Origin of the sequence: Tardiphaga sp. 215_C5_N2_1, from assembly GCF_052076055.1 — a bacterium.
GTDB classification, from domain to species: Bacteria; Pseudomonadota; Alphaproteobacteria; order Rhizobiales; family Xanthobacteraceae; genus Tardiphaga; species Tardiphaga robiniae.
Genome location: NZ_CP197240.1, coordinates 4561655 through 4574263 on the forward strand (window position 1 = coordinate 4561655; position 12609 = coordinate 4574263).

At 62.6% G+C, this 12609-nt stretch carries 13 protein-coding genes; 12 read left to right on the plus strand and 1 reads right to left on the minus strand.

The genetic code is table 11. The annotated features are described in order from the left end of the window. Nucleotides 1-14: 14 nt before the first annotated feature. From aroA to AB7828_RS21810, 12 genes are all read left to right on the plus strand, one after another. Nucleotides 15-1364, plus strand: a complete 1350-nt coding sequence (aroA, locus tag AB7828_RS21755; protein WP_441231134.1) for a 3-phosphoshikimate 1-carboxyvinyltransferase — start codon at nucleotides 15-17, stop codon at nucleotides 1362-1364. Between the two features lie 110 nt (nucleotides 1365-1474). Continuing rightward, nucleotides 1475-2113, plus strand: coding sequence for a (d)CMP kinase (gene cmk / locus AB7828_RS21760; protein ID WP_441231135.1), 639 nt, complete (start codon nucleotides 1475-1477; stop codon nucleotides 2111-2113). 262 nt (nucleotides 2114-2375) lie between these two features. Further along, the gene (rpsA, locus tag AB7828_RS21765) at nucleotides 2376-4079 is read left to right on the plus strand and encodes a 30S ribosomal protein S1 (protein ID WP_068730324.1); all 1704 of its coding nucleotides are present in this window, start codon (nucleotides 2376-2378) and stop codon (nucleotides 4077-4079) included. A gap of 201 nt (nucleotides 4080-4280) precedes the next feature. Continuing rightward, nucleotides 4281-5261 carry a signal peptide peptidase SppA gene (gene sppA / locus AB7828_RS21770; protein WP_175369406.1) on the plus strand — a complete coding sequence of 327 codons (981 nt, stop codon included), beginning with the start codon at nucleotides 4281-4283 and terminating at the stop codon, nucleotides 5259-5261. 161 nt (nucleotides 5262-5422) lie between these two features. Next, a complete protein-coding gene (locus AB7828_RS21775; protein WP_089266402.1) occupies nucleotides 5423-5734 on the plus strand; it encodes an integration host factor subunit beta in 312 nt (103 codons plus the stop codon). 87 nt (nucleotides 5735-5821) lie between these two features. Then, nucleotides 5822-6211 (plus strand): LapA family protein, encoded by a 390-nt coding sequence (locus tag AB7828_RS21780; protein WP_441231136.1) that lies wholly within the window; start codon nucleotides 5822-5824, stop codon nucleotides 6209-6211. Between the two features lie 57 nt (nucleotides 6212-6268). Further along, nucleotides 6269-6925, plus strand: coding sequence for a phosphoribosylanthranilate isomerase (locus tag AB7828_RS21785; protein WP_441231137.1), 657 nt, complete (start codon nucleotides 6269-6271; stop codon nucleotides 6923-6925). After that, nucleotides 6925-8142 (plus strand): tryptophan synthase subunit beta, encoded by a 1218-nt coding sequence (gene trpB, locus AB7828_RS21790; protein ID WP_441231138.1) that lies wholly within the window; start codon nucleotides 6925-6927, stop codon nucleotides 8140-8142. The genes AB7828_RS21785 and trpB overlap by 1 nt, the downstream gene beginning before the upstream one ends. Further along, nucleotides 8139-8975: a tryptophan synthase subunit alpha gene (trpA, locus tag AB7828_RS21795; RefSeq protein WP_231078581.1), complete on the plus strand. Its 837-nt coding sequence runs from the start codon at nucleotides 8139-8141 to the stop codon at nucleotides 8973-8975. The genes trpB and trpA overlap by 4 nt, the downstream gene beginning before the upstream one ends. Before the next feature lie 105 nt (nucleotides 8976-9080). Further along, nucleotides 9081-10010 carry an acetyl-CoA carboxylase, carboxyltransferase subunit beta gene (gene accD, locus AB7828_RS21800; protein WP_231078580.1) on the plus strand — a complete coding sequence of 310 codons (930 nt, stop codon included), beginning with the start codon at nucleotides 9081-9083 and terminating at the stop codon, nucleotides 10008-10010. Next, complete coding sequence (locus AB7828_RS21805; RefSeq protein ID WP_441231139.1) at nucleotides 10007-11338, plus strand: bifunctional folylpolyglutamate synthase/dihydrofolate synthase; 1332 nt, start codon at nucleotides 10007-10009, stop codon at nucleotides 11336-11338. The genes accD and AB7828_RS21805 overlap by 4 nt, the downstream gene beginning before the upstream one ends. A 57-nt stretch (nucleotides 11339-11395) precedes the next feature. Further along, the gene (locus AB7828_RS21810) at nucleotides 11396-12136 is read left to right on the plus strand and encodes a metallophosphoesterase family protein (RefSeq protein ID WP_309941327.1); all 741 of its coding nucleotides are present in this window, start codon (nucleotides 11396-11398) and stop codon (nucleotides 12134-12136) included. Nucleotides 12137-12255: 119 nt separating this feature from the next. Here the strand turns inward: AB7828_RS21810 and trxA are convergent, their stop codons facing one another. Then, a complete protein-coding gene (gene trxA / locus AB7828_RS21815) occupies nucleotides 12256-12576 on the minus strand; it encodes a thioredoxin (RefSeq protein WP_068734104.1) in 321 nt (106 codons plus the stop codon). Between the last annotated feature and the right edge of the window lie 33 nt (nucleotides 12577-12609).

A 12609-nucleotide genomic window follows, 5' to 3' on the forward strand; every position in this document is an offset into this window, starting at 1 on the left:
GAAGGAACACAATCTTGACCCAATCAGACACAGCCGCCGCCCAGCCGACCCCGCTGACAGCGCGAAAATCCGGCGCCCTGCGCGGCTCTGCCCGCGTGCCCGGCGACAAGTCGATCTCGCACCGGGCTCTTATTCTGGGTGCCTTGGCGGTCGGCGAGACCCGGATCACGGGACTGCTGGAGGGTGAGGACGTCCTGAATACCGCCAAATCGATGCAGGCGCTGGGCGCCAGCGTCCAACGAACCGGCGATTTTGCGTGGAAGGTCAACGGCGTCGGCGTTGCCGGCTTCGCCGCGCCCAAGGCGCCACTGGATTTTGGCAATTCGGGTACCGGATGCCGGCTGGTGATGGGGGCTGTCGCAGGCTGCCCGATCGAGGCGACATTCGATGGCGATGCGTCGCTGCGCAGCCGGCCGATGCGCCGGATCGTCGATCCCCTGGAGCTGATGGGCGCCAGGGTGACCGCGAGCCAGGACGGCGGGCGTCTGCCGCTGACGCTCAAAGGCGCGCGTGATCCGCTGCCGATCGTCTATCGTACCCCGGTAGCCTCCGCCCAGATCAAGTCGGCCGTGCTGCTGGCCGGCCTGTCGGCCCCTGGCACCACCACGGTCATCGAGACCGAGGCCAGCCGGGACCACACCGAGCTGATGCTCAAGCATTTCGGCGCCGAGATTACTTCCGAGAAAGAAGGCGCGCACGGCCGCAAGATCACGCTGACGGGCCAGCCCGAACTGAAGGGGGCCAATGTCGTGGTGCCGGCAGATCCGTCCTCCGCAGCATTCCCGATGGTCGCGGCATTGATCGTGCCGGGCTCCGAGATCGTGCTCACCGATGTGATGACCAATCCGCTGCGCACCGGGCTGTTCACGACGTTGCGCGAGATGGGCGCATCCATCGAGGAAAGCGATATCCGCGGCGATGCCGGCGAACCGATGGCGCAGTTCCGGATCAAGGCCTCGAAGCTGCACGGTGTCGAAGTGCCGCCGGAGCGCGCGCCGTCGATGATCGACGAATATCTCGTGCTCGCAGTCGCTGCGGCTTTTGCCGAGGGCACGACCATCATGCGCGGGCTGCAGGAGCTGCGCGTGAAGGAATCCGACCGTCTGGAAGCCACTGCGGCGATGCTGCGGGTCAACGGCGTTAATGTCCAGATCGTTGGCGATGACCTCATCGTGCACGGTGACGGTCGCGTTGCTGGCGGTGGCCTCGTCGCCACCCATATGGATCACCGCATCGCCATGTCGGCGCTGGCCATGGGCCTCGCTTCCGACAGACCGGTGACCATCGACGACACGACATTCATCGCGACCAGCTTCCCCGATTTCATCCCGATGATGCGTCGGCTGGGTGCTGATTTCTCCTGAGGTTGCCGGCGTGGATATTTCCGGAGACGGGTGCTAAGCCCGCGCAGGTCGCGCGAGCCTGACTCCCGATCCACCGCCATTCATCGTGACAAGACGAGCACGCGCAACGCATGATTATTGCTATCGACGGTCCCGCCGCATCCGGAAAAGGCACGCTGGGCAAACGTTTGGCGCACCATTACGGCTACCGGCACCTCGATACCGGCGTGATCTATCGCGCGGTCGCCAAGGCGCTGCTCGATCTTGGCGCGGACCTGACCGATGAGGCGCAGGCCGTGGCTGTCGCCAGTGAGCTCGATCCCGAGAAATTCGGCAATCCGGCGCTGAAGACCCAAGAAGTCGGTGATGCGGCCTCTGTGGTCTCGGCCATCCCCCGGGTGCGGGAGGTCCTTTTGAACTTCCAGCGGCGTTTTGCCGAGGATCCGCCGGGTGCGGTGCTCGACGGCCGGGACATTGGAACCGTGATCTGCCCCCATGCCGACGTGAAGATCTTCGTCGTCGCCGATGCCAGGGTCCGCGCCCGCCGGCGCACCCTGGAGGCTCTTGGACGGGGCGAGGTGGCCGATGAGGCTGCCGTGCTGGCGGATATCATCAGGCGCGACGAACGCGACCGGAACCGCCCGATTGCGCCTCTGAAGCCGGCCACGGATGCATACTTGCTGGATAACTCCAATTTGGATATAGAAGGCGGCGTCCGGGCCGCCATCGACATTGTCGAGGCCGTCCGAGCGGGCCGGCAACGGGTCTGATTTTTCTTTCTTTCCGAAAGACCTCAGACAAAACCGTTGCCGTCATTGGAGGAAAGCCCGCTCCCGATCTCGAGCTGCGATACGCGCTTCAGGCTCCGGACACCATCAAGACCCTACCCACGTTTCGATCGTGAAGGCATGCTGCCGGCCCGTTCTTGCATCCTCCTGCAAGGCGGTCGTTAGAGGTTGCGGACCCCTGACACTTCACATTTGAGACGCCCATTAACCCGAACGGCCGGCGATACCCGCATCTGGAGAACAAATGGCTTCGACTGCTTCTTCGTATAATCCTTCCCGCGATGATTTCGCGGCAATGCTCGACGAGTCCTTCGCGGGCGGCAACCTTCAGGAAAGCTCTGTTATCAAGGGCATCGTGGTTGCGATTGAAAAGGACATGGCCGTCATCGACGTCGGCCTGAAGACTGAAGGCCGTGTGGCACTGCGCGAATTCGCCGGTCCCGGCCGTGACAGCGAACTCAAGGTCGGCGACGAAGTCGAAGTGTTCCTCGACCGGATCGAAAACGCACTGGGCGAAGCCGTTCTGTCGCGCGACAAGGCCCGCCGCGAAGAGAGCTGGGGCAAGCTCGAGAAGGCCTTCAACAACAATGAGAAGGTTCACGGCGTCATCTTCAACCAGGTCAAGGGTGGCTTCACCGTCGATCTCGACGGTGCAGTGGCCTTCCTGCCGCGTTCGCAGGTGGACATTCGTCCGATCCGCGACGTCGCTCCGCTGATGAACAACTCGCAGCCGTTCCAGATCCTCAAGATGGATCGCCGCCGCGGCAACATCGTCGTGTCGCGTCGTACGGTTCTCGAAGAGACCCGCGCCGAACAGCGTCAGGAACTGGTCCAGAACCTCGAAGAGGGTCAGGTCATCGACGGCGTCGTCAAGAACATCACCGATTACGGTGCGTTCGTTGACCTCGGCGGTATCGACGGCCTGCTGCACGTCACCGATATCGCGTGGCGCCGCGTCAACCATCCGACCGAAGTGCTCACCATCGGTCAGACGGTCAAGGTCAAGATCATCAAGATCAACCACGAGACCCACCGTATCTCGCTCGGCATGAAGCAGCTGCTCGACGATCCGTGGCAGGGCATCGAGGCCAAGTACCCGCTGAACGCACGCTTCTCGGGTCGCGTCACCAACATCACCGACTACGGCGCATTCGTCGAACTGGAGCCGGGCATCGAAGGCCTGATCCACGTGTCGGAGATGTCGTGGACCAAGAAGAACATGCACCCCGGCAAGATCGTTTCGACCTCGCAGGAAGTCGAAGTGCAGGTTCTCGAAGTCGACAGCGTCAAGCGCCGCATTTCGCTCGGTCTCAAGCAGACCATGCGCAATCCGTGGGAAGTGTTCGTCGAGAAGTTCCCGGTCGGTTCGACCGTCGAAGGCGAAGTCAAGAACAAGACCGAGTTCGGTCTGTTCCTGGGTCTCGAAGGCGACGTGGACGGCATGGTCCATCTCTCCGATCTCGACTGGAAGCAGCCGGGCGAGCAGGTTATCGACAACTTCAAGAAGGGCGACATGGTCAAGGCCATCGTCCTCGATGTGGATGTCGAGAAGGAGCGCATTTCGCTCGGCGTCAAGCAGCTCGAAGGCGACCCCTTCGCAGAGCCGGGCGACGTCAAGAAGGGCGCTGTCGTGACTTGCGAAGTGATCGAAGTGAAGGAATCCGGCATCGACGTTCAGATCGCCGGCACCGACTTCACGACCTTCATCAAGCGTTCGGAACTGGCGCGTGAGCGCTCGGATCAGCGCGCTGAGCGTTTCGCCGTCGGCGAGAAGGTCGATGCCCGCGTGATCCAGTTCGACAAGAAGGCCCGTAAGGTCCAGGTGTCGATCAAGGCTCTCGAAGTGGCAGAAGAGAAGGAAGCCATCGCGCAGTACGGATCGTCGGATTCGGGCGCGACCCTCGGCGACATTCTCGGCAAGGCGCTCAAGCAGAGCACCGACAAGTAAGCGCGCAAGTAAGTTTCGACTCACTTGTTGCTACCAATTAGGGGCCCCGGTTTCACCGGGGCCCTTTTTGCTGTTTCGACCATGTTTTCTTCATATTGCCTCGCAATTGATGTATTTGAGATACCTCAAGTAAACGCTGCCCGGACGACAGATGCAGCATCCGCCAGACGCAGCTCTCGCCGAGGGCTTAGGAGATTTCCGATGTCGCTTGATTCCGATGTGATCGTCGATCGCCGCAGGATACGTCGCAAGCTGACGTTCTGGCGCGTGGCAGCGGTACTGGTCGCGGTCGCTGCTGTGGTCGTCGTTGGCGTCGTGGTGACACGGTCGGGCTCTGAGGCGCTGTCGTCGTCGGGGGCGATCGCGCGCATCAAGATCGAGGGCCTGATCCAGAGCAACAATGATCGCGTCGAGGCGCTGGAGCGGCTGGAGAAGTCATCCGCGGCAGCGGTGGTGGTACATATCAATTCGCCGGGCGGCACCACGGCTGGCTCTGAGCAGCTCTATGACGCGCTGATGCGCCTCAAGGCCAAGAAACCGATGGTCGTTGTCGTCGAGGGCCTGGCCGCATCGGGCGGCTACATCGCGGCACTCGCATCCGACCATATCGTTGCGCAGCAGAGCTCGCTGGTCGGCTCCATCGGTGTTCTGTTCCAGTTTCCCAATTTCACGGGGTTGATGAAGACCGTCGGTGTCGAGGTCGAGCAGGTCAAATCCTCGCCCCTGAAGGCGGCGCCCAATGGTTTCGAGCCGACCAGCCCGGAGGCGCGGGCAGCGCTGGAATCGCTGGTGAGGGACTCCTACGGCTGGTTCCGCGGGCTCGTGCAGAGCCGCCGCGCCATGGATGACGCGCAACTACAGAAAGTCGCCGATGGCCGTGTTTTCACGGGGCGCCAGGCCGTGGACCTCAAGCTGATTGATCAGCTTGGCGACGAGAAAGCCGCCGTGGCGTGGCTGGTATCCGAGAAGAAGATCAAGAGTGACCTGCCGGTTCGCGACTTCAAGCTGACGCCTAAATTCAGCGATTTCACCTTCCTGCGCGCTGCTGCGACGATCACGCTCGACGCTGTAGGTCTTGGTGCGATCGCGCGGCAGGTCGAGCAGGCGGGCCTCGCGCAGGCCATGGATGGCTTCGGCCTCGATGGCATGCTGGCGTTGTGGCGGCCGGCCACCACTAACTAGGGAACCGCTCGTCCTGTTCTTTCCGCACTGCAAGGAAGGCTGCAACAACGGTTTCGGGCATTTGTCACGCATTTTCGAAGGTGCCCGAATTCATTTAGCGTCTTGACAGTTCAAGGCATTTTCACGGAAATGCATCCTCCCGTTCAGAGTCCAACGTCTCGATGATCAAATCCGAACTCGTTCAACGCATCGCTGAGCATAACCCGCACCTCTACCAGCGGGATGTTGAGAACATCGTGAATGCGATTCTCGATGAGATCGTAGCTGCGCTGGCACGCGGTGACCGTGTCGAACTTCGCGGCTTCGGTGCATTCTCGGTGAAGCATCGCCCCGCCCGCGCAGGCCGCAATCCGCGGACTGGCGAGCATGTTCCGGTAGACCAGAAGAGCGTTCCGTTCTTCAAGACCGGCAAGGAAATGCGCGAGCGGCTCAACCGTGAGAATGGCGCGCCGGAAGCCAGCGCGGCGTCATAAAGAACTTTGAGGTAGCGCGCATTCGGGCCGACAGGTCTGAGCCAATTAGCGGAATGCGCGCCCGCATCGCCTTCGCGAGAGACGTTGATGCGCAAATTCTTCTCAGCTCTGGTGATCATCCCCCTCGCGATCGTCTTCGTCGTGTTCGCCGTCGCCAATCGTCATCTGGTCACGGTCTCCTTCGATCCGTTCAACAGCAGCGATCCCGCGGTCGGTGCCACGATGCCGCTATTCGTTGTGATCATCCTGTCGGCCATCCTGGGTGTCATTGCAGGGGGCATGGCGACCTGGTTCAGGCAAGGGCACTGGCGCCGCGCAGCACGTCAGCATGAGGCCGATATCAGGCGGGCCCGTGCAGAACTGGCCGATCTGCGCGCCCATACCGCGACCACGTCACGGAACGGTGTACAGCGGCTTTCGGCGCCGGGTTCCTCCTATATGGCCGGTGAGCGAGACAAGTCCGGCGCGACGTTGTAGAACCCCGCGCATAGGCTTTTCCCGCCATTCCCGGTATTGCCAGCGGCCATTTGAAGCATGTCTCTGATCGTCAAAATCTGCGGCCTGTCCACTCCGGAGACGCTCGACGCGGCTCTGGCCGGCGGCGCGGATATGGTCGGCTTCGTGTTCTTTCCGCCGTCGCCGCGTCACGTCACGCTCGATGTTGCGCGGGCTTTGGGCAAGCAGTCGAAGGGGCGCGCCGTGAAGGTCGCGCTGTCGGTGGATGCCGACGACGCGGATCTCGAAAACAGTATCGATGCCTTGAGGCCCGATATCCTGCAGCTCCACGGCAACGAAAGCGTGGCGCGGGTGCGTGATATCAAACAGAGGTTCGGCCTTCCGGTGATGAAGGCGCTCGCCGTCGAGACCAGGGCCGATCTCGCTGCATTGCCCGGCTATGCCGCGGTCTGCGATCGCATCCTGTTCGATGCCAAACCGCCGAAGGATGCAACGCGTCCCGGTGGTCTCGGTGAGGTCTTCGACTGGCATCTGCTCGAAGACCTCGATCTGAAGCTGCCCTTCATGGTATCGGGCGGCCTCACTGCCGCCAATGTCGCCGAGGCCCTGCGCATCACGCGGGCCGGCGGTGTCGATATTTCGTCCGGCGTGGAAAGCGCGCCGGGCATCAAGGATCCCGACATGATCCGCGCTTTCATCCGCGCCGCGCGCGCAACGGAAGAGTTGACGACCTGATGACTCAAGCCATTCCCAATTCCTATCGGTCCGGTCCCGACGACACCGGTCACTTCGGCATTTTCGGCGGCCGCTTCGTCGCCGAGACGCTGATGCCGCTGATCCTCGATCTGCAGAAGGCCTATGAGGATGCAAAGGCCGATCCCGCCTTCCGCAAGGAAATGGACGGTTACCTCAAGGCCTATGTCGGCCGCCCGTCGCCGCTGTATTTTGCTGAGCGTCTCACCGAACATCTCGGTGGCGCAAAAATCTATCTGAAGCGTGAGGAGCTGAACCATACCGGCTCGCACAAGGTGAACAATGTGCTCGGCCAGATCATGGTTGCGCGCCGTATGGGCAAGAAGCGCATCATTGCCGAGACCGGCGCCGGCCAGCATGGCGTGGCGACGGCGACGCTCTGCGCGCGCTTCGGCCTCGAATGCATCGTCTATATGGGTGCGGTGGACGTCGCGCGTCAGCAGCCCAATGTGATCCGCATGGAAATGCTCGGCGCCAAGGTGGTACCGGTGCAGGTCGGTGCGCGCACGCTGAAGGATGCGATGAACGAGGCGCTGCGCGATTGGGTCACCAATGTGCACGACACGTTCTATTGCATCGGCACCGTCGCCGGCCCGCATCCGTATCCGATGATGGTGCGCGACTTCCAGTCGATCATCGGCGAGGAAACTCGCGTGCAGATGCAGGAGATCGAAGGTCGTTTGCCGGATTCGCTGATCGCCTGCATCGGCGGTGGCTCCAATGCGATGGGGCTCTTCCATCCGTTTCTTGATGATCCCTCGGTTGATATCTACGGCGTCGAAGCGGCGGGCCACGGGCTCACCAACCTGCACGCCGCATCGATCGCTGGCGGCCGTCCCGGCGTGCTGCATGGCAACCGCACCTATCTCCTGATGGACGAAGACGGCCAGATCCAGGAAGGCCATTCGATCTCCGCCGGCCTCGATTATCCCGGCATCGGCCCCGAACATTCGTGGCTGCATACGATCGGCCGCGTGAAGTATCTGTCTGCGACCGACGAGGAAGCGCTCGCCGCATTCCAGTTGCTGTCGAAACTCGAAGGCATCATCCCGGCGCTGGAGCCGGCCCATGCCCTCGCCAAGGTGAGCGAACTCGCGCCAACGCTGCCGAAGGATCACCTGATGGTCGTCAACCTCTCCGGCCGCGGCGACAAAGACGTCCCGCAGGTCGGCGATATCCTGAAGGGCAGGCAGTCGTGACCACCCGCATCGATACCCGTTTCGCCGAACTCAAGGCCGAAGGCCGCGCGGCATTCGTCACTTTCGTGATGGCCGGCGATCCCGATCTTGCAACCTCGCTCGAGATCGTCAAGGCGCTGCCGAAAGCCGGTGCCGACATCATCGAGATCGGCATGCCTTTCACCGATCCGATGGCCGATGGCCCGTCGATCCAGGCCGCCGGCCTGCGCGCGCTGCAGGGCGGCATGACGCTGCGCAAGACGCTGCAGCTCGTGCGCGATTTCCGCGCCGCTGACGACAAGACGCCCATCGTCCTGATGGGCTACTACAATCCGATCTATATTTACGGCGTCGACAAGTTCCTGCCTGATGCCAAGGCGGCCGGCGTGGATGGTCTGATCATCGTCGACCTACCGCCGGAAGAAGACGCAGAGCTCTGCCTGCCGGCAATCAAAGCCGGATTGAACTTCATCCGTCTGGCCACGCCGACCACCGATGACAAGCGCCTCCCGGCGGTGCTCGCGAACACGTCGGGCTTCGTCTATTACGTCTCGGTCACCGGCATCACCGGCTCGGCCAGCGCGGATTCATCCGCCGTGAGCACGGCTGTGGCGCGGATCAAGCGTCATACCAAGCTGCCGGTTTGTGTCGGTTTCGGCATCCGGACGCCGGAAGCGGCGCATGACATCGCGCGGCATGCCAACGGCGCGGTGGTCGGAACGGCGCTGATCGATGCGCTGAAGGGCTCGCTGGACGCCGATGGCAAGGCCACGGCCAAGACTGTCAGTGCGGTCGCCGATCTGGCCGCCGCCCTCGCCCAGGGCGTTCATGGGGCCAGACAGGCTGCCGAATAAGCCACAATTGGCCTCCATCAACCGGGAACAACGGTTGCCGGGCTCCATCCCGGCCGCCATATAGATATCAGAGCGACGCATCATCTCAGCGACGCGGAGACACATATGAACTGGCTCACCAACGTCGTCCGGCCGAAGATCCGCAGCATCCTCAAGCGCGATACGCCCGAGAACCTCTGGATCAAGTGCCCGGATACAGGGCAGCTCGTGTTCTACAAGGACGTCGAGAGCAACCAGTTCGTCATTCCGGGCTCGAACTATCATATGCGCATGGGCGCCACCGCCCGCATGAAGTCGATTTTCGACAACGAGACCTGGTACGACGTCGCGCTGCCCGAGGTGATCGCCGATCCGCTGAAGTTTCGCGACGAGCGCAAATATGTCGACCGCATCAAGGACGCCCGCACCAAGACCGGCATGAACGACTCGGTGAAGGTCGGCTACGGCAGGATGGAAGGCTCCGGCGTTGTCGTCGCCGTGCAGGATTTCGATTTCATGGGCGGCTCGCTCGGCATGGCTGCCGGTGAGGCGCTGGTGCGCGGGCTCGAACTCGCCGTCGAGAAGAAGTCGCCCTTCATCGTGTTCGCGGCCTCCGGCGGCGCGCGGATGCAGGAGGGCATCCTGTCGCTGATGCAGCTGCCGCGCACCACGGTGGGCGTGCAGATGCTGCGCGAGGCCAAGCTGCCTTACATCGTGGTGCTGACCAACCCGACCACCGGCGGCGTCACCGCATCCTATGCGATGCTGGGCGATGTGCAGATCGCCGAGCCCGGCGCGCTGATCGGCTTTGCCGGTGCGCGCGTGATCGAACAGACCATTCGCGAAAAACTGCCGGAAGGTTTCCAGCGCGCCGAATATCTGCGTGACCACGGCATGGTCGACATGGTCGTGCATCGCCACGATCTGAAGCCGACGCTCGCGCGGCTCTGCCGTCTGCTGACGAAATCTCCGGCCATTGCGAGCCCGCCGCGCGCGGAGAGCATTCCGGCCGAGATCCTCGTGGCTCCGGACGCGGTGCCGGCCGCGCACGCGTGAGCACCTCCGCGCCGCCATCGTCGCCCGACCTCGGCGAGATTCTGGCGCGGCTCTCCAAGCTGCATCCGAACGCCATCGATCTGTCGCTGGACCGCATGCAGCGGCTGATGGCGCAGCTCGGCAATCCCGAGCGCAAGCTGCCCCCGGTCATTCATGTGGCCGGCACCAACGGCAAGGGCTCGACCATCGCCTATCTGCGCGCGATTTGCGAAGCCGCCGGACTGCGCGTTCACGTCTATACCTCGCCGCATCTCGTCCGCATGAATGAGAGCATTCGCCTTGCCGGCACATTGGTGAGCGACGACGCATTGCGTGATGCGTTCGCGCATGTTGAGTCGATTAACGCTGGCGCGCCGATCACGTTGTTCGAGGCCGAGACCGCCGTCGCGTTCGATCTGTTCGCGAAGCATCCCGCCGACGTCGTGCTGCTCGAAGTCGGTCTCGGCGGGCGGCTCGACGCGACCAATGTGATCGCAGCGCCCATCGCCTGCGTGCTCACGCCGATTACCATCGATCACACCGACTTCCTCGGCGACACGCTCGCGAAAATCGCAACCGAGAAAGCCGGCATCATCAAGCGCCGCGTGCCGGTCATCACGGCCGAGCAAGCGCCTGATGTAACCGAAGTGATCGAACAGCAGGCGCGCAGGATGCATGCGCCGCTTGTGAGCGCCGGGCAGGAATGGCACGTCAATATCGAGCGCGGCCGCCTCGTGTATCAGGATGATCGCGGGTTGATGGATATTGCTGCGCCGCGGTTGTTCGGGCGCCATCAGTTCGGCAATGCGGGTCTGGCGATTGCGGCATTGCGCGCGCTGGATATCTTCAAGATCGATCCTGCCGCCTATGAAACCGGTGTGGCGCGCGCCGAATGGCCAGCGCGGATGCAGCGGCTGACGTCGGGCAAGCTTGTCGCGGCGGCGCCTGCCGAATCCGAAGTCTGGCTCGACGGCGGTCACAATGCCGATGGCGGGCGCGTCATTGCAGCCGCGCTCGGCGATCTCGAAGAGCGCGTGCCGCGGCCGCTGGTGGTGATCGCTGGCATGATGGCCAACAAGGATGCGACGGGCTTTCTGGCGAATTTCGCCGGCCAGACCCGCCATATCATCGCCGTGAAAATCCCCGGCCGCGACGGCGTCATGGCACCGGATGCGCTGGCCGACGCCGCGCGGAGTCTCGGCATGCGCGTCGAGACAGCGCCGAGCGTCGCCGATGCGCTGCAATCCCTCACCCGGCTCGCCTATGAAGTGCCTCCGCGGATCCTGATTGCAGGCTCGCTCTATCTGGCCGGTCATGTACTTGCGGAGAACGGCACGCTCCCTGCATAGAACGGCATCGATACAAGTGATCTCTGATCGATCTTTGCTTGATTTTAGGGAGGTTCGATGCGCTTCGCTGCCATTGCCGATGTTCACGGCAACCACTTTGCCCTTGAGGCGGTTGTCGCCGATATCCGTACCCAAGGCATCACCGACATCGTCAATCTTGGCGATATGGCCAGCGGTGCGCTCGATGCGCGCCGTGCGGTGGACATCATGATGGGCCTCAATGCCACCAATGTCCGCGGCAATCATGATCGTTACATCACCGACTACAAGCTTGACGACATGTGGCCGTCCGATCGGCTGGCCCACAGCCAGCTAGAACCAGAGCAGATGGACTGGCTGCGCGCGCTGCCCTTCAGCACGATTTATCAGGGCGAGGTCTATCTCGTTCACGCGACGCCCGATGACGACAACACCTACTGGATGGAAGCGGTGACCCCCGAAGGCATCGTGCATATGGCCGCGATCGAAGCCATCGAGGAAAAGGCCAAGGGCATCACGCAATCGCTGATTCTCTGCGCGCATACGCATATCGCGCGGTCGGTGCGGCTTCGCGACGGCCGCATGATAGTCAATCCGGGCAGCGTAGGCGGCCCCGGCTATCGCGACGTCACGCCCTATCCGCATACGCTGGAAGTCGGCACGCCCGACGCCTGCTATGCGATTCTGGATTCCAGCTCAGGCCGCTGGCAGGTGACGTTTCGTCAGGTGCCTTACGACCATCAGGCGATGGCGGAGTTGGCGTTGGAGAACCAGCGACCGGAATGGGCGAGTGCACTGGCGACGGGATGGATTCGCTGATGTAAAGAAAAACGGTCGGCGTCGCTTCCCTCTCCCCGCAAGCGGGGCGAGGTTAGGTACACAAAACAAAAACGGCCGGTGAAAATCACCGGCCGTAAATTCTCGAATAAAGCGCGCGATCAGACCGCAGCGCTGATCCACTGCTGCAGCTTCGCCTTCGGCGCGGCGCCGACCTGGCGCGAGGCCATCTCGCCGCCCTTGAAGATCATCAGCGTCGGGATCGACATCACGCCATACTTGGAGGCAGTCTTCGGGTTCTCGTCGACATTGAGCTTCAGGATGGTGACCTTTTCGCCCATGGCAGCGGAGATTTCGTCGAGCGCCGGCGCGATCATGCGGCACGGGCCGCACCATTCGGCCCAGAAGTCGATCACGACCGGGCCGGTCGCCTTGAGCACTTCTGCTTCGAAATCGGCGTCTGTCACCTTGCCAACGGCCATTGTCGTATCCTCGTCCTGTTCAATGAAGGGCGC